The sequence below is a fragment of the Micromonospora sp. WMMD734 genome, from assembly GCF_049178975.1.
Taxonomy (GTDB): Bacteria; Actinomycetota; Actinomycetes; order Mycobacteriales; family Micromonosporaceae; genus Micromonospora; species Micromonospora wenchangensis.
On record NZ_JBMHMK010000001.1, the window covers coordinates 735,307 to 761,467 of the forward strand.

At 72.1% G+C, this 26,161-nt stretch carries 19 protein-coding genes; 12 read left to right on the top strand and 7 right to left on the bottom strand.

Translation table 11 applies throughout. The features are described 5' to 3' along the window. The first annotated feature begins 44 nt into the window (after positions 1–44). From ACN267_RS03315 to ACN267_RS03325, 3 genes are all read left to right on the top strand, one after another. Positions 45–2,783: an MGH1-like glycoside hydrolase domain-containing protein gene (locus ACN267_RS03315; protein WP_421487874.1), complete on the top strand. Its 2,739-nt coding sequence runs from the start codon at positions 45–47 to the stop codon at positions 2,781–2,783. 52 nt (positions 2,784–2,835) lie between these two features. Further along, the gene (locus tag ACN267_RS03320) at positions 2,836–3,576 is read left to right on the top strand and encodes an HAD family hydrolase (protein WP_281895941.1); all 741 of its coding nucleotides are present in this window, start codon (positions 2,836–2,838) and stop codon (positions 3,574–3,576) included. A gap of 457 nt (positions 3,577–4,033) precedes the next feature. Then, complete coding sequence (locus ACN267_RS03325) at positions 4,034–4,738, top strand: L,D-transpeptidase family protein (protein ID WP_281895944.1); 705 nt, start codon at positions 4,034–4,036, stop codon at positions 4,736–4,738. A gap of 78 nt (positions 4,739–4,816) precedes the next feature. Here ACN267_RS03325 and ACN267_RS03330 read toward each other — a convergent pair whose 3' ends face one another. From ACN267_RS03330 to ACN267_RS03340, 3 genes are all read right to left on the bottom strand, one after another. Next, complete coding sequence (locus ACN267_RS03330) at positions 4,817–5,092, bottom strand: hypothetical protein (RefSeq protein ID WP_281895947.1); 276 nt, start codon at positions 5,090–5,092, stop codon at positions 4,817–4,819. Positions 5,093–5,139: 47 nt separating this feature from the next. Then, on the bottom strand, positions 5,140–5,571 hold the full coding sequence (locus ACN267_RS03335) for a hypothetical protein (protein WP_088647574.1): 432 nt from the start codon (positions 5,569–5,571) through the stop codon (positions 5,140–5,142). 445 nt (positions 5,572–6,016) lie between these two features. Continuing rightward, positions 6,017–6,199, bottom strand: a complete 183-nt coding sequence (locus ACN267_RS03340) for a DUF397 domain-containing protein (RefSeq protein WP_421490383.1) — start codon at positions 6,197–6,199, stop codon at positions 6,017–6,019. A gap of 360 nt (positions 6,200–6,559) precedes the next feature. On the opposite strand from ACN267_RS03340, the gene ACN267_RS03345 reads away from it, so the two are divergent. The 4 genes from ACN267_RS03345 to ACN267_RS03360 are packed head-to-tail and all read left to right on the top strand — an operon-like array spanning position 6,560 to position 10,794. Continuing rightward, positions 6,560–7,849 (top strand): ABC transporter substrate-binding protein, encoded by a 1,290-nt coding sequence (locus ACN267_RS03345; RefSeq protein ID WP_421487875.1) that lies wholly within the window; start codon positions 6,560–6,562, stop codon positions 7,847–7,849. Further along, positions 7,846–8,745, top strand: coding sequence for a carbohydrate ABC transporter permease (locus tag ACN267_RS03350; RefSeq protein WP_067308257.1), 900 nt, complete (start codon positions 7,846–7,848; stop codon positions 8,743–8,745). Before ACN267_RS03345 ends, ACN267_RS03350 begins: the two co-directional genes overlap by 4 nt. Position 8,746: 1 nt before the next feature. Then, positions 8,747–9,580: a carbohydrate ABC transporter permease gene (locus ACN267_RS03355; RefSeq protein ID WP_145920772.1), complete on the top strand. Its 834-nt coding sequence runs from the start codon at positions 8,747–8,749 to the stop codon at positions 9,578–9,580. A gap of 8 nt (positions 9,581–9,588) precedes the next feature. Next, a complete protein-coding gene (locus tag ACN267_RS03360) occupies positions 9,589–10,794 on the top strand; it encodes an ABC transporter ATP-binding protein (RefSeq protein ID WP_281895959.1) in 1,206 nt (401 codons plus the stop codon). A gap of 692 nt (positions 10,795–11,486) precedes the next feature. On the opposite strand, the gene ACN267_RS03365 is transcribed toward ACN267_RS03360, so the two are convergent. Then, a complete protein-coding gene (locus ACN267_RS03365) occupies positions 11,487–12,605 on the bottom strand; it encodes a winged helix DNA-binding domain-containing protein (RefSeq protein ID WP_372445992.1) in 1,119 nt (372 codons plus the stop codon). A gap of 251 nt (positions 12,606–12,856) precedes the next feature. Beyond that, entirely contained in the window at positions 12,857–13,348 is a 492-nt protein-coding gene (locus ACN267_RS03370; protein WP_204959059.1) for a GNAT family N-acetyltransferase, read from the bottom strand. 86 nt (positions 13,349–13,434) lie between these two features. Here ACN267_RS03370 and wrbA point away from each other — a divergent pair, with 86 nt between their 5' ends. Next, complete coding sequence (wrbA, locus tag ACN267_RS03375; protein WP_204959058.1) at positions 13,435–14,052, top strand: NAD(P)H:quinone oxidoreductase; 618 nt, start codon at positions 13,435–13,437, stop codon at positions 14,050–14,052. A gap of 76 nt (positions 14,053–14,128) precedes the next feature. On the opposite strand, the gene ACN267_RS03380 is transcribed toward wrbA, so the two are convergent. Beyond that, positions 14,129–16,048, bottom strand: coding sequence for an anthranilate synthase family protein (locus ACN267_RS03380; RefSeq protein ID WP_421487876.1), 1,920 nt, complete (start codon positions 16,046–16,048; stop codon positions 14,129–14,131). Positions 16,049–16,278: 230 nt separating this feature from the next. On the opposite strand from ACN267_RS03380, the gene ACN267_RS03385 reads away from it, so the two are divergent. The 3 genes from ACN267_RS03385 to ACN267_RS03395 all read left to right on the top strand — a co-directional run bounded on the left by ACN267_RS03385 (position 16,279) and on the right by ACN267_RS03395 (position 20,768). Continuing rightward, positions 16,279–17,706: an FGGY family carbohydrate kinase gene (locus ACN267_RS03385; RefSeq protein WP_421487877.1), complete on the top strand. Its 1,428-nt coding sequence runs from the start codon at positions 16,279–16,281 to the stop codon at positions 17,704–17,706. 69 nt (positions 17,707–17,775) lie between these two features. Then, a complete protein-coding gene (locus ACN267_RS03390) occupies positions 17,776–20,349 on the top strand; it encodes a nitrate- and nitrite sensing domain-containing protein (RefSeq protein ID WP_421487878.1) in 2,574 nt (857 codons plus the stop codon). Positions 20,350–20,354: 5 nt separating this feature from the next. After that, positions 20,355–20,768: a roadblock/LC7 domain-containing protein gene (locus ACN267_RS03395; protein WP_204959605.1), complete on the top strand. Its 414-nt coding sequence runs from the start codon at positions 20,355–20,357 to the stop codon at positions 20,766–20,768. 75 nt (positions 20,769–20,843) lie between these two features. Here the strand turns inward: ACN267_RS03395 and ACN267_RS03400 are convergent, their stop codons facing one another. Next, positions 20,844–22,340: a GH1 family beta-glucosidase gene (locus tag ACN267_RS03400; protein ID WP_239485503.1), complete on the bottom strand. Its 1,497-nt coding sequence runs from the start codon at positions 22,338–22,340 to the stop codon at positions 20,844–20,846. 891 nt (positions 22,341–23,231) lie between these two features. Here ACN267_RS03400 and ACN267_RS03405 point away from each other — a divergent pair. Then, positions 23,232–26,138: a glycoside hydrolase family 48 protein gene (locus tag ACN267_RS03405; protein WP_204959055.1), complete on the top strand. Its 2,907-nt coding sequence runs from the start codon at positions 23,232–23,234 to the stop codon at positions 26,136–26,138. The last annotated feature ends 23 nt before the right edge of the window (positions 26,139–26,161 follow it).

The following is a 26,161-nucleotide window of genomic DNA, read 5'->3' on the forward strand; positions in this document are numbered from 1 at the left end:
TTCTTTCCTCCTGTGGCGGCGAGGTGTAACACGCCACGACGACAATGACCGCTGTGGTCAAGTACCCCGGCGGCGTCGAAAATGTGCAGGTGTTCACCGACAGATCGCCCTCCGACACCCCGTCCCCCGACGCCGAGCGGCTCCGGCTCGCCCAGGCCGACGCCGGGGAGCAGGACTGGCGCGCATGGGGTCCCTATCTGTCCGAGCGGGCGTGGGGGACGGTACGGGAGGACTACAGCGAGCACGGTACGGCGTGGGACTACTTCCCCCACGACCACGCGCGGTCCAGAGCCTACCGGTGGAACGAGGACGGCATGGCGGGCGTCTGCGACGACCGGCAGACGTTCTGCTTCGCGCTGGCGCTGTGGAACGGCGTCGACCCGATCCTCAAGGAGCGGATGTTCGGCCTCGGCGGCGACGGCGGCAACCACGGCGAGGACGCGAAAGAGTACTGGTGGTACCTCGACAGCACCCCGACCCACTCGTGGATGCGCTGGCGCTACCACTACCCGCAGGCCGCCTTCCCGTACGACGAACTGGTCGCCGTGAACGCCCTGCGTGGCCGGGACGAGACCGAGTACGAGCTGGTCGACACCGGCATCTTCGACGACGACAGGTACTGGGCGGTCACCGTCGACTACGCCAAGGCGTCCCCGACCGACCTGTGCATCCTGGTCACCGTCGCCAACCGGGGCGACGAGGCGGCCACCCTGCACGTGCTGCCCACGCTGTGGTTCCGCAACACCTGGGCCTGGGGTCCGCCCGGCGCGGACCGGGTGCCCCGGTTGGCCGGCGAGGGCAGTCGGCTGGTCGGCGAGCACTGGGTGCTGGGGCAGCTCCTGCTGGAGGGCGACGGTGAGCCGACCCCGCTGCTGTGCGACAACGACACCAACGCCGAGCGGCTGTGGGGGCTGGCCGGCCGCTCGCCGTACCCGAAGGACGGGATCAACGACCACGTGGTGGCCGGCGCGGCCACCGTCAACCCGGACCGGGAGGGGACCAAGGGCGCCCTGCACTACGTGCTCGAGGTGCCGGCCGGCGGGCAGCGGCAGATCCGGCTGCGGCTGACCCGCACCGCGCCGCCGCCCGGGGCCGCCGCGCCGCCCCCGGCGGAGCTGGGTGCCGGCTTCGACGCGGTGGTGTGGGCCCGGCGGGCCGAGGCGAACCGCTTCTTCGCCGGGGTGATCCCGGCCGCGGCCAGCGCCGACGAGGCGCTGGTCGCCCGGCAGGCGATCGCCGGGCTGATGTGGGGCAAGCAGTTCTACCACTTCGACGTCAAGCGGTGGCTGGAGGGCGATCCGGGCTCGACGCCGCCGGCCGGCCGCCGGCACGGGCGCAACAGCGCCTGGTGGCACATGACCAGCTTCGACGTGATCTCCATGCCGGACCCGTGGGAGTACCCCTGGTACGCCGCCTGGGACCTGGCCTTCCACTGCGTCACCATCGCCCGGGTCGACCCGGGCTTCGCCAAGGCCCAGGTGCTGCTCCTGCTCCGCGAGTGGTACCTGCACCCCAACGGCCAGATCCCGGCGTACGAGTGGGCGTTCGGCGACGTGAACCCGCCGGTGCACGCCTGGGCGGCGCTCAAGGTGTTCGAGATCGACGGCGGGCGCGACCACGAGTTCCTCGCCCGGGTGATGCACAAGCTGCTGCTCAACTTCACCTGGTGGGTCAACCGCAAGGACACCGGCGGCAACAACCTGTTCGAGGGCGGTTTCCTCGGGCTGGACAACGTCGGCCCGTTCGACCGCTCGGCGGCGCTGCCGGTGGCCGGGGTGCTGGAGCAGTCCGACGGCACCGGCTGGATGGCGATGTACGCCCTCAACCTGCTGGACATGGCGATCGTGCTGGCCGAGCACGACCGGGCGTACGTGGACACCGCGACGAAGTTCTTCGAGCACTTCGCCTACATCGCCGCCGCCGGCTACTCGCAGGGGCTGTGGGACGCCGAGGACGCGTTCTTCTACGACGTGCTGCGCCTCGCCGACGGCAGCCAGGTGCCGTTGAAGGTGCGCTCGGTGGTGGGGCTGCTGCCGCTGGCGGCCACCACCCGGCTGAGCGCCCGTACCCTGCACCGCCTGCCCGAGTTGGGTGCCCGGCTGCGCTGGTTCCTCACCCAACGCCCCGAGTACGCCGACGTGATCGGGTCCCGTCGGCTCGGCCCGGACGGCCGCCAGCAACGGCTGCTGTCCATGGTCGGCCCGGAACAGGTGGTCCGGCTGCTGGCCCGGATGCTCGACCCCGACGAGTTCCTCTCCGACTACGGCCTGCGCACGCTGAGCCGGGCGCACCTGGACAAGCCGTTCGCGGTCGACCTGGGCGGGCAGGAGTTCTGCGTCGGCTACGAGCCGGCCGAGTCGACGAGCGGGTTGTTCGGCGGCAACTCCAACTGGCGCGGCCCGATCTGGATGCCGACGAACTTCCTGCTGATCAGCGCGTTGCGCGACTACGCGGCGTTCTTCGGCGACGATCTCCAGGTGGAGTACCCGACCCGGTCGGGGCGCAAGTGCACCCTGGACGAGATCGCCGACGACCTCTCCGTCCGGTTGATCTCCCTGTTCACCAGGGACGGCTGGGGTCGTCGACCGATCTACGGTGCGTGTCAGCTCTTCCAGACCCATCCCGACTGGCGGGACCTGATCGCGTTCCCCGAGTACTTCCACGGCGACAACGGCGCGGGCCTCGGGGCCTGGCACCAGACCGGGTGGACGGCGCTGGTGGCCGACCTGATCCTGACCCTGCGCCGGGACAACCCGGATGTGCCGGGCGGGCCGGGCCGCTAGCGTGTCCGTCGGCCGCCCGGCCGGGCGGCCGACGGATCGGGGAGGAGCCGGGATGGGTGCGGATGTGACCGGGGCGACGTCGGACGGGGCCGGCACGGTCGCCGGTGGGCGCGCGACGACGCTGATCTTCGACGCGGACGACACACTGTGGGAGAACAACGTCCTGTTCGAGCGGGTGATCGACGACTTCCTGGACTGGGTCGACCACCCCACCCTCGACCGGGCCCAGATCCGTACCGTGCTCGACGACATCGAGCGGGCCAACGCGGTGGCCCACGGCTACGGCAGCAAGGTGTTCCTGCGCAGCCTCGGCGAGTGCCTGGAGCGGCTGCGGGAGCGCCCGGCCACCGACCGGGAACGCGCGGACATCGACCGGCTGGCCACCGCGCTGGTCAACCATGAGGTCGAGCTGATGCCCGGGGTCGCCGACACCCTCGACGCCCTGGCCGCCCGCTACGACCTGCTGCTGCTGACCAAGGGGGACCGGGAGGAGCAGCAGCGCAAGCTGGACGCCTGCGGCCTGCTGCACCACTTCGGCGCGGCGCACATCGTGGCCGAGAAGAACACCGGCACCTACCGGTGGCTGGCCCGGGAGCACGGCTTCGCCCCGGCCGACGCCTGGATGATCGGCAACTCCCCGAAGTCGGACATCCTGCCGGCGCGGGCGGCGGGGATGCGGGCGGTCTTCATCCCCAACGAGAACACCTGGGTGCTGGAGGACGACGACCTCGACCCGGCCGACACCGGGGTGATGCGGCTGGCCGCCTTCCCCGATCTGCTCGCCCACTTCTGAGAGCCAACAGCGTCCGGCCGGCTGGCCGTGTCACGTCGGGATGCCGCAATTGCGCCCCGGCGGCAATCACCTCAGCGACCCCGTCGGCCTGCTTGCCCGGCCCTCCGGCGGCTGCCTAACCTGGGCCGGCGTTCACGACCGATCGGGGTGGTCGGGAGCGCGCCGAAGTCCGGAACCGGGGCACCGGGGAGCTGAGTGCCGGCGGGCCTGGTCCGCGTGCCGGGCCCGACGCAACGGCCTGACCCGCCCGTCGCGCCCGCACCGGCGCGACCCGCTGCCGGGCCGGACGGCTGGCGGTCAGGGTCGGGGAGTTGCGGACCCGACCCTGACCCAACCATCCGCCCCACCCACCCCCGGGCTGAACACCGGCTCCGGGCGGCTCGGTACCGGCTCCGGGCGGCGTGGCGTCGTGCCCTCGGGGCGTCGCAGAACCGCCGGCGGTGCGATCATGGGCGGAATGCAGACCACACCCGGGACGGACGGGCGCGACACGGACCCGGCGACGGGCCGGGAGCGGCCGGTCCCGCCACCGAACCGGGCCTCCCGGTTGACCACCCTGCCCGCCGCGACCCGGCAGGTCGTCATCGTCACCGGCACCGGCTATTCGACCACCTACGCCACCCTGGAGACGTTCCACCGGGCGGGCGGCCACTGGGTGCCGGTCTCCGTCCCGCTGCCCGCCCGGCTGGGCGCGAAGGGCTTCAGCGACCACCACACCGAGGGGGTGGCGACCACCCCGACCGGGGTGTATTCGTTCGGCCCCACCATGTACGGCATCGCCGCCGACCCGGGCGTCCGGTTCCCGTACCACCGGGTGGTCACGAACGACTGGTGGAACGAGAACCCCGACTCGCCGGCCTACAACACCTTCCAGCACAGCAGCACGAACCCCGGCGGCTACAGCGAGGCGCTGTGGCGGGAGGTGCCGGCGTACACCCACTTCGCGGTGATCACCTACAACATGCCGCCGAACGTGGCGAAGCCGGTGCCGGACGCGGGCAGCGGCATCTTCCTGCACGAGTTCAGCACCCCGGCCGGCGGTCCGACCGCCGGCTGCGTCAGCCTGTCCCACGCCGACCTGGTGTCGGTGCTGCGCTGGCTGGACCCACGGCATGCGCCACGCATCGTGATCTGCCCGGCCGCCAACCTCGGCCGCTACTGACCAACTGGGGTGCGGCCTCCGGCGGGGGCGGATGTCTCCGGTGGCGGCGGGGCCGGCGGACGCCGACCCCGCCGGGGGTCAGGAGATCTCGTCGCGGACGATCGCCACCGCGACCCGGCAGAACTCGTCCATGTCGGGGCGGAAACCGGCGGCGATGTCCGGGTGCAGCCCGGAGCGGGTCTCGTCGAGCAGCCGTTGGCAGACCTGCTCGACCGGTTCGCCCGCGTAACTGGCGCGGACCCGGTCGGTGGCGGCCTGCAGCGCCGAGGTCAGCTGGTCCTCCAACGGGCCGCGCAGCTTCTGCTGCACCGGGTCGAGCCCGCGCGGGTCGAGCGTGACATGTGGCTCCGACATCGGTGCTCCCTTCGTCGGCGTCCGCGGTACCCCACCGCGGGCGTCGGTCAAACCACGGCTGGCGCGGCGGCCACCCGGACCTGGTACGAGAGGTTCTCCGCCGGTTCCTCCCGGTACGACAACCGGCGGATCTGCCGGTCGTCGGTGTAGAGCGCGACGTCGACCAGGACCCCGAGGTGGGCCAACCCGATGTTGGCCACCCGCTTCTTGTCCTGGAGCACCGCGCACACCCCGCCCAGCAGGGTGCTGGCGTCGGAGGTGCGGTGCCCGGGTGGGCACCGCAGGATCAGGTCGACCTCGACCGGCCCGGCCAGCGGCGTCCAGCCGGTCTGCTGGGCCGCGGCACAGGCCGCTTCGAGCAGGGCGCGGACCCTCGTCGCCTGCCGATGGCCGGCGGCGAAGATGGACAGCGCCTCGGTTTTCACCGGTGGCAGGCCGCTCACCTCGAACGTCAGGGCGAGAGCGCGGGTGTCCTGCACCACGGGGCACCTCCTCGTTGAGGACGATCCTGCCCGGAGCGGGGGCGCGCAGTGGGAGTTCGCGGGAGAACCCACCGAACGGGCAGGCTGATGTCGGCCGGAGGCGTATCGACTACGACGGCGACGCGCTGGCTTGGTGGAGTGAGTGCATCAACGCTAGTGCACACGGCACGCCCGGGACAGCCCACCGCGCCCGCCATCCGGACAGTCGTCGACAAGCCGACGGGACGCGCGATGCCGGTCGGGACGCGCGATGCCGGCCGGGACGGGGCGGCGCGGTTGATCGACTCCTTGGGGTCGATGTTGCGGTGTCCGCCACACCTCGATACCGCTGTACCGCTCCAACAGAGTCGATCTCGCCGGCCGGGGCGGGCGACCAGGAGCGGGGCGAGCCGGGGCCGACCAGGCTCCCGGCGGTGCGGGGGAGCCTGGTCGGCCGACCTGGTCAGTGCCGCTTGGCGTAGCCGACGAACGCGGTCCAGGCCGTACGGTCGACCTGGAGGGTGCCGCCCTCGCGGTCCTTGGTGTCGCGCACCAGCACCCGGCCGGGCAGGTTGTCGGCGACCTCGACGCACGATCCGCCGTTGCCGCCGGACCTGGTCGACTTCCGCCACTGCGGGGTCATCATGTCCATGACTTCGCCACTTCCTCGACTGCCGTTCGAGCCGGGACGCCACGATCCGGTCGACGTCGTCCGGGGCGAACCGGCCACCGGCCAGCGTCGCGCGGATGACCGAACGTTTCCTGTCCTGGGCGAGAGTCCGGCACTGAAACCGCTCGGACGGGCACGACCCGGACGCCGGTGACGCTCCCGCAGCGGGCCCGGCCCGTCCGCCCCGACTTCGGTTACCGACAGGTTTCATGACTTCGCAGGTCGGGCAGTGTAGGCCCACGGAACACCCCGGGGCGGCGCGTTTCCGCACTTCACCGGCCTGATGGCAGGGCGCGGGTGACCTCCCCGGTTTTCGCCGAAGAGAGGGGAGGGGCGATGACGGACCCCGGAACGGCCCGACACCGGCGTCGGCCGGTGCTCCGGGCCGGGGCGGCCGCCGCCGCGCTGGCGCTGGTCGCGCCGCTGGCCGCGTGCGGCGCCGACGACGGTGGCGGTGGTACGCCCACGATCAACCTGTACTACCCGCCCGAGCAGAACCTGCAGAAGGTCGTCGACGACTGCAACACCCGCGCCGAGGGGCGCTACAAGATCGCCTACCGGGTGCTGCCCCGGCAGGCCGACGACCAGCGGGTGCAGCTCGTCCGCCGGCTGGCCGCCGAGGACACCGGGATGGACGTGCTCGGCCTCGACGTCACCTGGACCCAGGAGTTCGCCAGCGCCAAGTGGATCCGCGAGTGGACCGGGCAGGACAAGAGCGAGGTTGAGCAGGGCACCCTGGCGGGCCCGCTGGACACCGCCCGCTACGAGGACAAGCTCTACGGGGCGCCGAAGAACACCAACGTGCAACTGCTCTGGTACCGCAGCGACCTCGTCCCGCAGGCCCCGACCACCTGGGACGACATGATCACCGCCGCCAAGGACCTCAAGGGGCAGGGCAAGCCGTACCGGGTGCTCACCATGGGCGCGCAGTACGAGGGCCTGGTGGTGCTCTACAACACGCTCGCCGAGAGTGCCGGCGGCAAGATCCTCAGCGACGACGGCAAGAAGGCCGTGATGGACGACGGCACCGTGAAGGCCCTCGACCAGCTCCAGCGGTTCGCCACGTCGGGCGTGACGTCGCCGTCGTTCAGCAACTCCACCGAGGATCCGGTCCGGCTCGACTTCCAGTCCGGCAACGGCGCGTTCCAGGTCAACTGGCCGTTCGTCTACCCGGCGTTGCAGGAGGCCGACCCGGAGCTGGCCAAGAAGGTCAAGTGGGCCCGGGTGCCCGGCATCGACGCGAACACCCCCAGCAAGGTCACCATCGGCGGGATCAACATGGCGGTCAGCGCCTACTCCAAGCACCCGACGGAGTCCTTCGAGGCCGCGAAGTGCATCCGGGACGCCAAGAACCAGAAGTTCTCCGCGGTCAACGACGGGGTGCCGCCGACCATCGAGGCGGTCTACGACGACCCGGAGATGGATGAGGCGTACCCGATGAAGGAGACCATCCTGGAGGAGCTGAAGGAGCCGGCGGTCCGCCCGCTGACCCCCGCGTACCAGAGCATCTCCACGGTGATGTCGGCGATCCTGTCGCCGCCGTCGGCGATCCGGCCGGAGCAGACCGCCAAGGAGCTACGCGAGGCGATCTCCGACGCGCTCCAGTCCAAGGGGGTCCTGCCGTGAGCCGGCGTGCCCCGTTGAGCGAGAACAAGAAGGCCGAACGGAAGCTGGGCTGGCTGCTCTGCGCCCCGGCCGCGCTGGTCATGGTGCTGGTCACCGCGTACCCGATCATCTATTCGGTCTGGCTGTCGTTGCAGCGCTTCGACCTGCGCTTCCCCGACCAGCGCGAGTTCATCGGGCTGGAGAACTACGTCACCGTGCTCAGCAACGAGTTCTGGTGGACCGCGTTCGGGGTGACCATGCTGATCACGGTGGTCACCGTCGCGGTGGAGCTGGTGCTCGGCATGGGGCTGGCCCTGGTCATGCACCGCACCCTGGTCGGCCGGGGCATCGTGCGGACCGCCGCGCTCATCCCCTACGGCATCGTCACGGTCGTCGCCGCGTTCTCCTGGCGGTACGCCTGGACGCCCGGCACCGGCTACCTGGCCAACCTGTTCGACGGCAGCGCCCCGCTGACCGAACGGGCCAGCTCGCTGGCGATCATCATGCTGGCCGAGATCTGGAAGACCACCCCGTTCATGGCGCTGCTGCTGATGGCCGGGCTGGCGCTGGTCCCGGAGGACCTGCTCAAGGCGGCCTCCACCGACGGGGCGACGGCCTGGCAGCGGTTCACCAAGGTGATGCTGCCGGTGATGAAGCCGGCCATCCTGGTCGCGCTGCTGTTCCGCACCCTCGACGCGTTCCGGGTCTTCGACAACATCTTCGTGCTCACCAACGGCGGCAACGAGACCTCGTCGGTGTCGATGCTCGCCTACAACAACCTGATCCGGGGGCTCAACCTCGGCATCGGCTCCACGATGTCCGTGCTGATCTTCATCACGGTGGCGATCATCGCGTTCGTCTTCGTGAAGCTGTTCGGCACCGCTGCCCCGGGCAGCGACGACGGGGAGAGGCGCTGACATGGCCGACACCACCACCCGGGCGAAGCTGCGCTGGGGCCTGATCGACGTCATCGTGGTCGTCTTCGCCCTGGTCCCCGTGCTCTGGATCGCCTCACTGTCGTTCAAGACCCCGGCCACCCTCACCGACGGCAAGTTCTGGCCGCGGGAATGGACGCTGGACAACTACAAGACCATCTTCGACACCGACCAGTTCGTCCGCGCCCTGGTCAACTCCATCGGCATCGCCCTGATCGCCACCCTCATCGCGGTGGTCCTCGGCGCGATGGCCGCGTACGCGATCAGCCGGCTCGACTTCCCCGGCAAGCGGCTGCTGGTCGGGGTGTCCCTGCTGATCGCGATGTTTCCGCAGGTGTCGCTGGTGTCGCCGCTGTTCGAGATCGAACGGCAGCTCGGTCTCTTCGACACCTGGCCGGGGCTGATCCTGCCGTACATCACCTTCGCCCTGCCGCTGGCGATCTACACGCTGTCGGCGTTCTTCAAGCAGATCCCCTGGGACCTGGAGAAGGCGGCGAAGATGGACGGCGCGACCCAGGGGCAGGCGTTCCGCCGGGTCATCGCCCCGCTGGCCGCCCCGGGCCTGTTCACCACGGCGATCCTGGTCTTCATCTTCTGCTGGAACGACTTCCTGTTCGCCATCACGCTCACCTCCACCGAGCGGGCCCGGACGGTGCCGGTGGCGCTGTCGTTCTTCACCGGCGAGTCGCAGTTCGAGGACCCCACCGGGGCGATCTGCGCCGCCGCCGTGGTGATCACCATTCCGATCATCGCGTTCGTGCTCTTCTTCCAGCGCCGCATCGTCTCCGGTCTGACCTCCGGCGCCGTCAAGGGATAGGTGACAAAATGGCTGACATCGTGCTGGACAAGGTGAGCAAGAGCTTCCCCGACGGCACCGTCGCGGTGCAGGACGTCGACCTGGAGATCGCCGACGGTGAGTTCGTCATCCTGGTCGGCCCGTCCGGCTGCGGGAAGTCCACCACCCTCAACATGATCGCCGGGCTGGAGGACATCAGCTCCGGGGAACTGCGCATCGGCGGGGAACGGGTCAACGACAAGGCGCCCCGGGACCGGGACATCGCGATGGTGTTCCAGTCGTACGCGCTGTACCCGAACATGACCGTCCGGGAGAACATGGCGTTCCCGCTGCGGCTGGCCAAACTCGACAAGGAGACCATTACCGCCAAGGTCGAGGAGGCGGCGAAGGTGCTGGAGCTGACCCCGCTGCTGGACCGCAAGCCGGCCAACCTCTCCGGTGGGCAGCGGCAGCGGGTGGCGATGGGCCGGGCCATCGTCCGGCAGCCCAAGGCGTTCCTGATGGACGAGCCGCTGTCCAACCTGGACGCCAAGCTGCGGGTGCAGATGCGCACCGTGGTCTCCCGGTTGCAGAAGAAGCTCGGCACCACCACCGTCTACGTGACCCACGACCAGACCGAGGCGATGACCCTCGGCGACCGTGTGGTGATCATGCGGGGTGGCGCGATCCAGCAGGTCGGCCCGCCCCAGGAGCTGTACGACCACCCCCGCAACCTGTTCGTGGCAGGGTTCATCGGCTCGCCGTCGATGAACTTCCTGCACGCCGCCGTCGAGGACGGGAAGCTGCGCACCGCCCTGGGTGACGTACCGATCGGTGACCGGATCCGCCGCGAGCTGGAGGGGGCCGACGCGCCCCGGGAGCTGATCCTCGGCATCCGCCCCGAGCACTTCGAGGACGCCGAGCTGATCGACGACGAGGCGCGGGCCCGGGGCATGGAGTTCACCGCCCCCGCCGAGATCGTCGAGTCGATGGGTTCCGACAAGTACGTCTACTTCACCGTCGAGGGGCAGCGGGCCAGCGCCGCCGAGCTGGAGGAGTTGGCCGCCGACGCCGGGGCCGACTTCAGCGGCGGTGGGGGCAACCTGGTGACCCGGCTGTCGGCCGAGTCGCCGGTGCAGGAGGGCGAGGACCGGCGGGTCTGGTTCAACCTGGAGAAGATCCACCTGTTCGACCCTGCTTCCGGCCGGAACCTGACCCTGCACGAGGGCCGGTCGGCCGGCGCACTCGGCGACTGACCCGTCCCTTCACCCCGGATCGGTGGCCACACGCTTACCCACCCCCGGCGGCGTGCGGCCACCGATCCCCCTGCTCTGCTGCCCTACTGCTCCGCCGCCCAGGTGGCCTGCTGCTCCGCGCCGCCCTGCTGCTCTGCCGCCCCGCGCCGCCCGCTACCTCGGTGCCCCTCAGCTGTCCGGCCTCCCGCCCGTGCCACGGGACCCGGCCCACCCTCCTGTCTCGTCGCCCGCCCGTCAGCCCGTTACCCACCCGTGCCCATCGACACGGACAGTGACATTATGCCCGGGCGCACCCCATCACCTCCGGACGCTTTGCTCTGCTGCCGTCGACGCGACAGCCACGACGAGTAGCTGTCGCGTCGACGGCAGCAGAGCAAAGTCTCCGCGAGGGGTTGGTGGTGGTCGGCGGGGTGTTGCGACAAAATCCCAGCTCAAAGGTTATTTCGCGTGTTCCGTAGGGCGCTGGGTCGGAGGGCGGCGGATAACCGACGGTCACTCTCGGTCATGGAGCCGCTGATGGCGCATGGTGTCCGTCTGTGACCCACCGTCACCCGTCACCCGCCCGCAGGTGGCGTGCAGCCGGATGCGGGCGCCGCCGTCATGCGGCAGGCCATTCAGGAATGTCGGGACCGGGGGACCAGCGACGCGGCGGGCCGGCAGAGCCGGTGGCCTGGGGAGCGGGTGGTGCGGACCTACCAGGTGAGGTGCAGCGGCAGGCCGAGGAAGCGGGCATAACCCTCCAGCGCCACCTCCACCCGCTGCCGGGTCGACGCGTCCAGCGGGACCAGCGGCTGCACTGTCACGGTGACCCTGGTCCGGGCGAGGCGGCGCTTCCAGGTGCCCACCACCCGGCCGGCGCGCACCACGGTGGACTGGAAGACGCCGTTGCCGCCGGGGATCACCGCCTTCAGGTGTGCCGGCTCGACCATCAGGGTGCGGTCCTTGAAACCGAGCAGGTACTCGTCGAAGCCGGGCAGCACGTGCACGTCGTCCACCGGCAGCCGGGGCGCGTCCAGCAGCGCCGGGTCGAGGTGCGACTCCACCCCGTCGACCCGGACGGTGGTCAGCGTCCCGGCGTCGGTGGCGACCGCGACGGCCCGTTTCGTGTCGGCGGCGGCCAGCCCCGTCCACCCGGTGAAGTCGCGCCGGGTCGTCGGCCCGTGGCTGCGGAAGTAACGCCCGGCCAGGATGCCCAGCGCCTCGTCCCGCTCGGGCCGGTGCGGGTCGGGGACCCACTCGTCGAGCAGCGCGAAGGTCTGCTCGGTGCCCACGTGCGGGGCGATGCAGGTGACGCCCCGCTGGCTGGCATACCAGAGCAGGTGGTAGCCGCGTTGACCGGAGACGTCGACCCCGGCGGCGGCGAGGGTGTCCAGGCACTGCGCGCGGGTCAACCGGCCGCCGCCGGCCAGCGCCGCGCCGAGCACGTCGGCGGCCCGGTCGGCCTCGGCCTCGGCCAGCCCCAGCACGGCCCGCCGGGCCGGCGCGCCGGCCAGCGCCCGTACGCCGGTGAGGTCGAGCATCCAGCGGGCGTCCCGGCTGGGCACCAGATGCACGGTGCCGCGCATCGGCCAGGTACGCAGCGCCTCGCGGCGTTCCAGGGCGGCCCGCACGTCGGCCTCGGTGTGGCCGGGCAGTCGCAACCCCAGCGACCACAGGCCGCTCGCCGCGTCCTGCGCCTGCATCGCCCCGAACCACTCCACCACGCCGGCGACCCCCGACGGGCGGCCGGCCGGGTGCTCCCGCAGGGCCAACGCGGTCATCCGCAACGTCAACGCCTCGTCGCCGGTCAGCTCCACCACGCCGGTCAGCATAGGAGCAGGCACCGACACCCGGCGGACACCCCTGACCGCGCTACGCCGGTTGCCGAACCGGCGGAGCGCGGTCCCCCGTGCAGGTCCCCCCGGGTCACCGGTTTCCGCTATCCCCGGCATCCGTGCCCATCAGGATCGTCGCCGGGCCCACCCGTGGGAGCGTTCCCGGCTGGAACTTGCGCAAATCTTGAGCCGCGCCGGTGCCGTCCGGGTGCGACGGCCGACCGGGGGACGCGACGCCCCGCCGCAGGTCAGTCGATTCGGCGGTGCATCACCAGCAGGTCGACCGGGCCGAGGGCGGGGTGGCGGAACCCCTCGGGCACCCGGCCGACCACCGTGAACCCCAGCGACCGCCACAGCGCCACCGCCCGGGTGTTGCTGGCCACCACCGCGTTGAACTGCATCGCCAGGTAGCCGTCCCGCCGGGCCAGCTCCAGCACGTACGCCCCGAGCGCCCGACCGACGCCCCGGCCCGACGCCGCCGGCGCGACCATGAAACTCGCGTTCGCCACGTGGTCGCCCGGACCCTCCTGGTTGGCGACCAGCTTCGCCGTGCCCAGCACCGACGCGTCGTGGTCCACCGCGACCACCGTGCGGCCGGGCGGGGCGACCATCCAGCGTCGGCGGGCGTCGTCCTCACCCACGTCGCGCGGCCAGGTGTACGTCTCGCCGGCCGCCACGATCTCGCGCAGGAACGGCCAGATCGCCGGCCAGTCCCCCGGGGTCGCGGCGCGTAGCTGCATGTCCGGATCATGCCATGGGCGGATGTTTGACCCGGCAAGCACCGGGTAGTCGCGGGAGCTGACCCGAACCGAGGAGGACACAGACGATGGACGGCCAGGTCAAGGTAGCGGTCATCTACTACAGCGCGACCGGGATCACCTACCAGATGGCGCAGGCGGCCTGCGAGGCCGCCGGTGAGGCGGGGGCCGAGGTGCGCCTGCGCAAGGTACGGGAGCTGGCGCCCGACGAGGCGATCCGCTCCAACGCGGGCTGGCAGGCGCACCGCCTGGAGACCCAGGACGTGATGGAGGCCGAGATCGACGACCTGGCCTGGGCCGACGTGGTCATCTTCGGTTCACCCACCCGGTACGGCATGATCGCCGCCCAGCTCAAGCAGTTCATCGACACCACCGGCCCGCTGTGGGCCAACGGCGCGCTGGCCGACAAGGTCTACAGCGGCTTCACCTCCACCGCCACCTCGCACGGCGGCCAGGAGTCGACCCTGCTGTCGCTGTTCACGATCTTCTACCACTGGGGTGGCGTGGTGGTGACCCCCGGCTACACCGACCCGAGCCAGTTCGTCGCCGGCAACCCGTACGGCGCGTCGCACACCAGCAACAACGGCGAGGTCGCCCCGGACCACGTGGCGCTCGCGGCCACCGCGCTGACCGCCAAGCGGGCGGTCCGCATCGGTGCCGCCGTGAAGCGTGGCCTCGCCGGCTGAGTCGCCGGTCCGCACCGGCGGGTGGACGGTGGACCGGACGGGTGGGGTCCCGTCCGATCACCGTCCACCCGCCGCGCTATCCGCCCACCGGGTCGCCGTGCGCCGCCAGCGCCGGCCGGGTCAGCAGTTGACCCAGCAGCTCGGCCAGCACCGCCAGGCCGTCGCGGCTGAGCACCGACTCCGGGTGGAACTGCACCCCGGCGAAGGTCGCCCCGCGCAGCGCGTGCACCGCCCCGTCGGCCGGGTCCCGGGCCAGCTCCACCGGCCCGTACGGCGACCCGATCCGGTCGGCGTCGGCCCGCGCCGTGAACGTCGAGTAGAAACCCACCCTTCGCGGCACCCCGAACAGCGGAACCTCCCGTTGCAGGCCCTGGTAGGGCGCGGCGCGGCGGTGCAGCGTCAACCCCAGCAGCCCGCTGAGCAACTGGTGGCCCAGGCACACCGCCAGGGTGGGCAGCCCCGCGGCCAACCGCCCGCTCAGCAACCCGCGTAGGGCGGCCATCTTCGGGTCGTCGACCACGCCCGGGTCGCCCGGTCCGGGGCCGACCACCACCAGGTCGTACCCGGTGTCGGGGCCGGGGGCGTGCCAGGGCCGCACGTCCACCGTCAGGCCCAGGGCACGCAACTGGTGGGCGAGCATCCCGGTGAACGTGTCCTCCCCGTCGACCACCAGCGCCCGCCGGCCGGCCGCCCCGGGCAGCGCCGCCGCACCGGGGCCACGCTGGTCGAGCCAGAACCGGGCCAGTGGGGTGTTGCGGGCGGCGAGCACCGCCCGTACCTCGGGATCGTCGGCCCACCGCACCGGCGGGTACGGCCCGTCGGTCGACGCCTGCGGGCCCAGCCCCAGCGCGGCGAGCACCCCGGCGGCCTTGGCGTGCGTCTCGGCGACCTCACCGGCGGCGGTGGAGTGCCGGACCAGGGTCGCCCCGACGGGCACCCGCAGCCGCCCGGTGGGGGATATCTCGGCGGTCCGGATCAGGATGGGTGCGTCCAACGTCTGCCGGCCCTCGGCGTCGCGGCCCAGCAGCGCCAGCACCCCCGAGTAGTAGCGCCGGCCGGTCCGTTCGTGCCGGGCGATCACCCGGCAGGCGTTCTGCATCGGGCTGCCGGTCACCGTGGGGGCGAACATGGTCTCCCGCAGCACCTCCCGGACGTCGCGGGTGCCCCGGCCGGCCAGCAGGTACTCGGTGTGCGCCAGGTGTGCCATCTCCTTGAGGTACGGCCCGACCACCTGCCCGCCGTGCTCGGCCACGCCGGCCATCATCTTCAGTTCCTCGTCGAGGACCATGTACAGCTCCTCGACCTCCTTCGGGTCGTGCAGGAACCGCAGCAGCGCGTCCCGCCCGGCGCCGGCCCCGGTGTGCCGGAAGGTGCCGCTGATCGGGTTCATCATGACCAGCCCGTCGTGGACGCTGACGTGCCGTTCCGGGCTCGCGCCGACCAGCGTCCGGGTGCCGGTGTGCACCAGGAACGTCCAGTACGCGCCCCGCTCGTCGCGCAGCAACCGGCCCAGCGCGGCCAGCGCGGCACCCAACGGGGCACCCTGCACGGTGGCGTGCAGGGTGCGGTGGATGACGAAGTTCGCCCCCGCCCCCCGACCGATCTCCTCGGCCAGCACCCGCTCGACGATCCGGGCGTACCCGTCGTCGTCGACGTCGAAGGCGGCGTCGGCGCAGACCACCGGCCCGGCCGGCAGGGCGGCGAGCAGGTCGGCCACGGGCAGCGTGGCGTGCCCGGTGACGGTCAGGTACTCCAGCGGGACGCCGTCGTCCACGCACGCGAAGCCCCGTTCGGCGATCTGCCGGTACGGCACCAGCGCCAGCGTGCGCGGGCCCGGACCACCCTCGGGCAGCGGCAGGTCGGCCAGCCGCCCGGCGACGTCGACCGGGCCGGTGAACAGGTCCACGTGGTCGACGCCGTCGCGGCGCAGCAGGGCGAACGGGCCCGGGTCGACGCCGTCGGCGACGGCGGCGAGCAGGTCGTAGAGGTGGGTCATCGGGTTTCTCCTCCGGGTCGGGCCGCCTCGTCGTCGGGCGGCCCCGGGTGCCGGGGGAGGACCGTCGGCCGCCTCGTCGGGCGGCCGCGTGGATAGCTACGCGCGGGGGATGGCCGCCGGGTCGGCGGGCCACCAGCAGGTCAGGTGCGCGGGCATACCGACACCCTAGGCGGTGCGCCCCCGCCGGGGAAGGGCGTTCCCACCCGTACCGCCGGGTACCGTGACCCGCGATGAACATTCTCGCTCTCGACCTGGGTACCTCCTCGGTCCGTGGCCTGGTGCTCGACGCCGACGCCGATCCGCTGCCGGGAGCGTTGGCCCGTCGCCGGGTGCAGCTGACCGTCGCCGGGGACGGCACGGGCACTCTGGACGCCGCCGGCTACCTCGCCGGCCTCACCGAGTGCCTCGACGAGCTGGCCGCCGCCGGTCACCTGCGCGACGTCGGGTTGGTCGCGGTCTGCGCGCAGTGGCACTCGGTGCTGCCCCTGGACCGCTCCGGTGACCCGCTCGGCCCGGTGCTGACCTGGTTGGACACCCGGGCCACACCGCCGCCGGGAACGTCCGGCCCGGCCGACCCGGAGGGCTTCCACGCGCGTACCGGGGCATGGTGGCACCGCTGCTACTGGTCGGTGCGGCTGCCCTGGCTGCGCGACCGTACGGCCGGGGTGACCCGGTTCGCCGGCCTGGTCGAGTACGTCCTGGGTCACCTGCTCGACGACGCGCCCATGTCGGTGTCCATGGCCTCCGGCACCGGCCTGCTCGACCTGAGCCGGCTGACCTGGGACGATGAGGCCGTCGCGGTGGCCGGGGCGCGGCCGGGTGAGCTGCCTGTGCTGGCCCCGATGGACTGGCAGGGCCGGCTGCGCGCCGGGTACGCCCGCCGGTGGCCGCAGATGGCCAGGGCGCGCTGGGCCGCCCCGGTCGGCGACGGGGCCGCCTCGAACGTCGGCTCGGGCTGTGTCGACCCGCGCCGGGCGGCGGTCACCGTCGGCACCTCGGCCGCGGTGCGGCTGGTCCAGCGGGTTCCGGCCGGGACGCCGCTGCCACCCCTGCCGGCCTCGCTGTGGCGTTACCGGGTGGACCATGAGCACGTGGTGACCGGGGCGGCCTACTCCAGCGGCGGGAACCTGTTCGCCTGGGCCGACCGGGAGTTGCGGCTGCCGCAGGGGCCCGACCTCGACGCCGCGTTGGCCCGGATCGCGCCGGACGGCGTGCTCCCGACCGACCCCCGCCTCGGCGGGGACCGGCCACCCGGGCTGGCCCCGGCCGGCTCGGGTGAGCTGCGCGGGCTCAGCTTCTCCAGCACCGGGGTGGACATCCTCGCCGGGCTGATGACCGGGCTGTGCCGGCTGGTCGCCGACGACCTCGCCGTGCTGGAGTCCGGGGTCGACGCACCCGTCGAGGTGGTGCTCGGCGGGGGAGCGGTGACCGCCTCCACGTGGTGGCGTACGGCGTTCGCCGCCGCGCTCGCGCCGCGTCCGGTCCGGCACCGCGCCGAGCGGGAGATCGGGGCGACCGGGGCCGCGCTGGTCGCGCTGGGTCGGGTGCCCGACGCGGACCGGCTCGCCGGCACCGGCCGTACGGAGGAGGACCCCTCGCCGGGCCCGGCCCCCGGAGCAGGCGGCTCCGCCGGCCCGGATGCGCCGTCGACCCGTTGACACGGCTGTCTGGCCTGGTTGGATGGACCCGGCCCCCTGTCGTGGGGACGGGAGCCGAGGAGGCGAGACGTGGACGCAGGTCCCGACCCGACACCGAGCGCGGAGTCGCCGGGTCGGAACCGGTTCGACGAGCGGGTCGTGCCGCACCGGCGGCGTTCGCCGTTGCGGCTGCGGGACTGGCGGATGCGTACCAAACTCGCCACCGTCCTGGTCATCCCGTCGGTGGCGTTCCTGGTGCTGGCCGGGGTGCAGACCGCGGCGCTGGTGGGGCGGACCACCGCGCTCAACGACTTCGCCAGGCAGGTCGGCATCGGACAGCAGATCACCACGGCGGTGGACCGGCTCCAGCAGGAACGCGACCGTACGGCCGGTGAGCTGGCCGCGTTGCGCCGGGCGGGCAGCGCCGCCGAGCGGGATGCGGCGCTGGTCGCGCTGCGGCCGCTGCACGCCGCCACCGATACGGCCTTCGGGGCGTTGCGTGAGGCGGCCGGGCCGCTGGCCGACGCCGACGCCGCCTGGCAGGTCGCCTACGCCGAGGCGGTGGAGGCGTACGACCAGGTGGTCTACATCCGCTCGGCGGTGCCGCCGGCGGTGCTGAGCAGCGACACCATCCTGGGCAACTACCATCGGGCGGTGGAGGCGCTGCTCGGCCTGCTCGCCGAGCCGAGCCCCGGGCCGGAGCGTCCGGAGTTGACCGACGCGGTGCTGCGCTACGTGCAGCTGGCCCGGGTCAAGGAGCTGTCCTCGCGGATCCGGGGCCAGTTGTACGCCGCCGGCCGTGCCGGCCGCTACGGCCTGGAGGACCAGGTCAACCTCACCGACCTGCGGGCGCAGCAGCTCGCCGCGCTGGGCGCGTTCCGGGTGGCCGCGACGACCGCGCAGATCCAGGCGTACGACCGGACCTCGCGCACCGGGGCGTTCGTCGACGCCACCCGGCTGGAGGAGAAGAGCATCAGCACCGGGGGCACCGTCCTGCCCGCGGTGCTGCCCGCCGACCAGTGGTGGACGGCCAGCGAGCAGCGGCAGGAACTGCTGCGGCAGCTGGAGGAGCGGGTGCTCGACGACGCGGTGGTCCGGGCCGACGAGGTCAGCGGCGACCAGTTGCGCACCACCCTGCTGGTGCTGGGCGGCATCGTGGTGGTGCTGGCCCTGGCGGTGCTGCTGGCCGTCCTGGTCGGCCGGTCGATCGCGAACTCGATGCAGCGGCTGCGGGACCAGGCGTTGCGGATCGCCCAGGTGGAGCTGCCGCACGCCCTGAAGCGGCTGCGGACCGTCGACGGCGGGGTGCCGACGATCGACGTGCCGCCCGCCGTGGTCCGCTCGCTGGACGAGATCGGCGAGCTGGCCGAGGCGTTCGTGGCGGTGCACCGCAGCGCGGTCAGCGTCGCGGTGGAGCAGGCGGAGACCCGCCGTACGGTCAACGCGATGTTCGTCAACCTGGCCCGGCGCAGCCAGGTGCTGGTGGAGCGGCAACTGGAGCTGCTGGACGACCTGGAACGGGAGGAGGCCGACCCGGACCAGTTGGAGAACCTGTTCAAGCTGGACCACCTGGCCGCCCGGATGCGCCGGAACGACGAGAGCCTGCTGGTGCTCGCCGGCACCGAGTCGACCCGCCGGTGGAACAAGCCGGTGCGGTTGGGTGCAGTGCTGCTCGCGGCCAGCGCCGAGATCGAGCAGTACCAGCGGGTCCGGCACGAGTCGGTGGCCGACCTGTACCTGGTGGGGCACGCCGTCGGGGAGCTGGTGCACCTGGTGGCGGAGCTGCTGGAGAACGCGACCGCCTTCTCCCGGCCGGACACCCTGGTCCGGGTGACCGCGTGGGCCGAGGGCGGTGGGGCTGTGGTGGAGATCGCCGACGCCGGTCTGGGCATGAGCCCGACCGCGTTGGCGCAGGCCAACGCGGTGTTGGCGGAGCCGCCGGTGGCCGACGTGGCGGCGGTCGAGCGGATGGGGCACTTCGTGGTCAGCCACCTGGCCGCCCGGCACGGCGTCGGCGTGCGGCTGGCCGCGCAGGGGCAGGGGCTGGTGGCCCGGCTGACCCTGCCGGCGACCCTGCTCGCCCCGGCACCGGAGCCCGACGGGGCACCGCCGACCGGTTCATCCGGGTCGCGGGTGTCGGCCTCCGTCGCCCCCGCCGGCCTGACGTCGGGTCCCGTGGGGCCGCCGTCGGTTGCGGTCGGGCCGTCCTCGCGTCCGGCCGTGTGGCCCGGTCCCGGCGCGGTGGACCCGGCGGAGCTGCCGGTGGCCGGCCGTCGCCCGGTCCCGTCGTCGCCGCCGGAGTTGCCCGCCCGCGCCGAGCAGGTGCGGACACCGGTGCCTGCGGCCGACGGCGGCTGGTGGTCCCGGCAGGGTCCCGCCCCGTCGTCGCCGGCCACGCTGGGCGGGAGCACCCCGCCGCCGCTGGTCCCGGTCACCGGCGGCACCAACGACCGGGGGTTGCCGGTGCGGGTGCCGATGGCCCAGCTGACCTCGGTGACCGAGCCGGCCCGGCCGCCGGCCGCCCGGGTCCGCGAGGACCCGGACCCGGAGGCGGTGGGCGGGATGCTGTCCCGGCTCTACAGCGGGGTGCGCCGGGCCGAGGCCGAGGAGACCACCGAATTGATCCTGCCGCCGGGTGTGCGCAGTGAAGGAGGACGACAGTGATGACACTGAGCCAGGAGGCGCGTGACCTGAACTGGTTGGTCAACGCGTTCGCCGAGCGGGTGCCCGGGGTGGCGCACGCGGTGGTGGTCTCCTCGGACGGGCTGCTGGTGGCGATCTCGGCGCAGTTGCCCCGCGACCACGCGGACAAGCTGGCCGCCGTGACCTCGGGGTTGATGAGCATCACGGCGGGCGCCGCCCGGATGTTCGACGGGGACGTCGTCAAGCAGACGGTGGTCGAGATGGGCCGGGGCTACTTCCTGGTGATGCAGATCCGGGACGGCTCGATCCTGGCCACCCTGGCCGGCGCGGACGCGGACATCGGGGTGGTGGGCTACGAGATGGCCCGGCTGGCCAAGCAGGCCGGCGAGATGCTGACCCCGGCGTTGCGCGCGGAACTCCAGCAGGCGCTGCCGCGCTGACGGCAGGTCGGCTGCCGGGCCGGACCGCCCCCACGCGGTCCGGCCGTGCCGGTGGTGTTCCGGCGTCGCGGCGGCCTACAGGCCGTTGTCCCGGATAACCTGGCGGTACCAGTGGGCACTGCGCTTCGGGATCCGCCGCTGGGTCGGGTAGTCCACGTAGACCAGTCCCCAGCGCTGGTCGTAGCCCTCGGCCCACTCGAAGTTGTCGAGCAGCGACCAGACGTGGTAGCTCTCCAGCGGCACACCGTCGGCGATCGCCCGGTGGGCGGCGGTGAGGTGGTCGCGCAGGAAGGCGATCCGGCCGGCGTCGTCGACGGTGCCGTCCGGGCCGAGGGTGTCCGGGCAGGGCAGGCCGTTCTCGGTGACGGTGATCGGGATCGGCCCGTAGTCGCGGGTGACCCGGGTCAGGGTGTCGTACATGCCCTGCGGGTAGATCTGCTGCCAGTCCGCCTCGCTGGTGGGCCAGCGGGTGACGGTGTTGCCGTTGCCGGTCAGGTAGAGCGGGGTGTAGTACTGCACGGCGAGCAGGTCGATCGGGCTGGCGATGGTCGCCAGGTCGCCGTCGCGGATGCCCTTGGCCATCCGGCTGTCCGGGCCGAGGTCGGCCAGCACGTCGGCCGGGTAGGCGCCGGTGAGGATGGAGTCCAGGTAGAGCCGGTTCTCGTACCCGTCGTGCAGCTTCGCGGCGGCGGCGGCGGCCGGGCTGTCGTCGGCGGGGTAGCACGGGTGCAGGTTGAGCGCCGGGCCGATCCGGGTGTCGTAGCCGGTGGCGCGCAGCGCGCGCACGGCGAGGCCGTGGGCGAGCTGGAGGTGGTGGGCGACCAGGTAGGCGGCGTCGGTGTCCTGCCGGCCGGGGGCGTGGTGGCCCCAGAGGTAGCCGTTCTGCACCACGGTCTTCGGTTCGTTGATGGTCAACCACACCGGCACCTGGTCGCCGATGCCCCGGAAGACCGTGTCGGCGTAGTCGGCGAACCGGTGGGCGGTGTCCCGGTTCTCCCAGCCGCCGTCGTCCTGCAACGCCTGCGGCAGGTCCCAGTGGAACAGGGTGACCATCGGAGCGATGCCGCGTTCGTGCAGGCCGCCGATGATCCGCTTGTAGAAGTCGAGCCCGCGCTGGTTGGGCTTGCCGGTGCCGTCGGCCTGGATGCGGGGCCAGGAGATGGAGAACCGGTAGCTGCGCAGCCCGAGGTCGCGCATCAGGTCCAGGTCGTCGGCCCAGCGGTGGTAGTGGTCGGCGGCCACGTCGCCGGTGTCGCCGTTGCGGGTGCGCCCGGGGGTGTGGCTGAAGGTGTCCCAGACCGATTCGCCCCGGCCGTCCTCCTTGGCGGCGCCTTCGATCTGGTACGCCGAGGTGGCGGCGCCCCAGCCGAAGTCGTGCGGGAAACGCACCCGCTCCGCGGCGGGGTCGGCGGTCGGATCGCCACCCTTCGGCGCGTCGCAGCCGGCGGCGAGGACGCCGGTGGCCGCGGTCAGTCCGGCGCCAGCGGCGGCGGCGGAGAGCCCGGCGCCGGCGGTGGCGGTGGCGGAGAGCGCGGCGCGGCGCAGCAGGCGTCGCCGGGTGAGTATCGACATGGATGTTTCTCCTCAGGGTGCGGGCCACCCCGACGGCCGGGAGCGCTCCCAGCGCGGGCGTGCGACGGCCCGGCCGCCTCGGGAGGCGGACCGCCAGCCTAGAGGGCCGCGCGTGGGCGGCCGGGATGGGGAATGGCGAGTGTGACGGGCGTCGTCAGGGACGGTCGGCCGATCTGCCGAGGGGCAGATAGCGATCGAGGCCGGCCGGGCGGCGCGCACGCCTGACCCGTCGGCCTCTTTTCCCGTCGAGTACGGGGGTTTAGTGTGGGGACGGGGGAGGGCAACCCCCGTCCCCACCTGTGTTGCACACACGCACGCTCGAATTGGCGTCCGGCCGTGCGTGTCGCGCGGGAGCCGGGCCACGCGAGTGGCTCTGGTTCCACCTCCCTCCGTGATGGTGGGTGTTGGCTGGCGACGGTGTCCGGGCTGGCCCGTCGTCAGCCGTTCGGGCTGAACCCCGTGGTCGGGCGACCACGGTTGTGACCTTCACTTGTTGCATCTCCGTCGATGGAAGCGCTCCCATCGGCGATGCTGCGACTGTAACGCCCGTCACGGCTTTGTGAAAGCCCCTAAACGAGATCGAAACATCGACCTGCGTTTCGACAGAGGTAGTTGTTGTGGGAGCGCTTCCATGGCACACTGTCGAATCAACGCAGCGGAGCCAGACACGCGCGAGTGAGTGGGTCGCCGAGGGCATCCGGGTCTCCCGGACGGCACCCGAAGGAACGGCACGACGGCTTGAGTGGCCGTACCCCGTCCCTGCCCCGGCCCACCGGCCGGACCGACCACCATTCCGGCACCTCCGTCCCCCCGCGCACCCCTGTATCAGCGCGTGGAGGTGCCTCCGCCGGGGCCCGCAGCCCCGGCCCGGTCCGAGGAGACACCGCGCACATGAGACTCATGGCAAGACGTCGCCGTACGGCGATGCTCGCCGCCACCGCACTCGCCATCGGCGGGGTGGGCCTGCCGGCCAGCGCGGCCCAGGCCGCGCCGGCCTGCGACGTGGTCTACGCCACCAACGACTGGGGCAGCGGCTTCACCGCGAACGTCACCATCAAGAACCTGGGTGACGCGCTCAGCAGCTGGTCGCTCAAGTGGACCTTCCCGAACAGCAGCCAGCGGGTCACCCAGGGCTGGTCGGCGAAGTGGAGCCAGAGCGGCAGCGAGGTCACCGCCACCAACGAGTCCTACAACGGCAACATCGGGACCGGGGGCTCCACCACCATCGGGTTCAACGGCTCCTACTCGGGCAGCAACCCGAAGCCGACGTCGTTCACCCTCAACGGCACCCCGTGCAACGGCACCCCGGCCAACCAGCCACCGACGGTCTCCCTCGGCGTGCCCACCGGCCCGTTCACCGCGCCGGCCGACGTGCCGCTGACCGCCACCGCCAGCGACCCGGACGGGACGATCAGCAAGGTCGAGTTCTACCGCAACGGCATGCTGGTCAACACCGACACCTCCGCGCCGTACGCGTACACGCTGACCTCGCTGCCGGCCGGCAGCTACACGGTCCAGGCCAAGGCGTACGACAACGCCAACGGCATCGGCGTGTCGGAGAAGTCGTTCACCGTCAGCCCCGCCACCGGCCCGGCGCTGGTCGCCACGCCCTCCGCGGTGAGCGTCAACGAGGGTGGCAGCAGCACCTTCAACCTCAAGCTCAGCGCCGCGCCCTCGGGCAACGTGCCGGTGACCCTCACCCGTGCCGGTGACACCGACATCACGGTCTCGCCGGCCAGCGTCACGCTGACCCCGAGCAACTGGAGCACCGGGGTCACCGTCACGGTCGCCGCGGCGGAGGACACCGACACCGCCGGTGGCACCGCCACCATCACCGCGGCCGGCACCGGGGTCTCCTCGGTGGTGGTCACCGCCACCGAGATCGACAACGACACCCCCGGTGGCGACAACGCCTACGTGGCGAAGTTCCTCGACCAGTACGGCAAGATCAAGAACTCGGGCTACTTCAGCCCCGAGGGGGTGCCGTACCACTCGATCGAGACGCTGATCGTCGAGGCCCCCGACCACGGCCACGAGACCACCTCCGAGGCGTTCAGCTACTGGCTGTGGCTGGAGGCCTACTACGGCCGGGTCACCCAGAACTGGGCCCCGTTCAACAACGCGTGGACGGTGATGGAGAAGTACATCATCCCGTCGCACGCCGACCAGCCCACCGCGGGCGTCGCCGGCACCCCGCAGTACGCCGCCGAGTACAACCTGCCCAGCCAGTACCCGTCGGCGCTGAACGCCAGCGTCCCGGTCGGCCAGGACCCGCTGCGCTCGGAGCTGCAGTCCACCTACGGCACCGGCGACATCTACGGCATGCACTGGCTGATGGACGTCGACAACACCTACGGCTTCGGCCGCTGCGGTGACGGCACCACCAAGCCGGCGTACATCAACACCTTCCAGCGCGGCACCCAGGAGTCGGTGTGGGAGACCATCCCGCAGCCGTCCTGCGACACCTTCAAGCACGGCGGCCAGTACGGCTACCTCGACCTGTTCGTCAAGGACTCGGGCGCCCCGGCCAAGCAGTGGAAGTACACCAACGCCCCGGACGCCGACGCCCGCGCCGTGCAGGCCGCGTACTGGGCGCTGACCTGGGCCAAGGCGCAGGGCAAGCAGGCCGACGTCGCCGCCACCGTGGCCAAGGCCGCCAAGATGGGCGACTACCTGCGGTACGCGATGTACGACAAGTACTTCAAGAAGATCGGCAACTGCGTCGGGGCCAGCACCTGCCCCGCCGGCACCGGCAAGGACTCGGCGCACTATCTGCTGTCCTGGTACTACGCCTGGGGTGGCGCGTACGACGCCAGCGCGGGCTGGTCCTGGCGGATCGGCTCCAGCCACAGCCACTTCGGTTACCAGAACCCGTTCGCGGCCTGGGCGATGACCAACGTGAACGAGCTCAAGCCGAAGTCCCCGACCGCGGTCGGCGACTGGCAGAAGAGCCTCGACCGGCAGCTGGAGTTCTACACCTGGCTCCAGTCCGCCGAGGGCGGCATCGCCGGTGGCGCCACCAACAGCTGGGACGGTAGCTACGCCCAGCCGCCGGCGGGCACCGCCACCTTCTACGGCATGTACTACGACGTCGACCCGGTCTACAACGACCCGCCGTCGAACCAGTGGTTCGGCATGCAGGTCTGGTCGATGCAGCGCATCGCCGAGCTGTACCTGGAGACCGGCAACACCAAGGCCAAGGCGCTGCTCGACAAGTGGGTGCCGTGGGCGATCGCCAACACCACGCTGGGCACCAACTGGTCGGTCCCGTCCGAGCTCAAGTGGACGGGTCAGCCCGCCAACTGGAACCCGAGCAGCCCGGCGTCCAACACCGGTCTGCACGTGGAGGTCAGCTCCACGGGCCAGGACGTCGGCGTCACCGGCTCCCTCGCCCGTACCCTGATCGCCTACGCGGCCAAGTCCGGCAACACGCAGGCCAAGACCACCGGCAAGGGTCTGCTGGACGCGCTCTCGGCGGCCAGCGACAGCAAGGGTGTGTCGACGACCGAGACCCGCGGTGACTACAAGCGGTTCGACGACGTCTACAACGCCGCCGACGGCCAGGGCCTCTACGTGCCGCCGGGCTGGACCGGGAAGATGCCCAACGGTGACACCATCGCCGCCGGCAAGAGCTTCCTGGACATCCGGTCGTTCTACAAGAACGACCCGGACTGGCCGAAGGTCGACGCGTACCTCAAGGGCGGCCCCGAGCCGACCTTCAACTACCACCGGTTCTGGGCCCAGTCCGACATCGCCATGGCGTACGCGGACTACGGGATGCTCTTCCCGAACGGGTGAGTTGACCCCACCGGGTGGGTGGC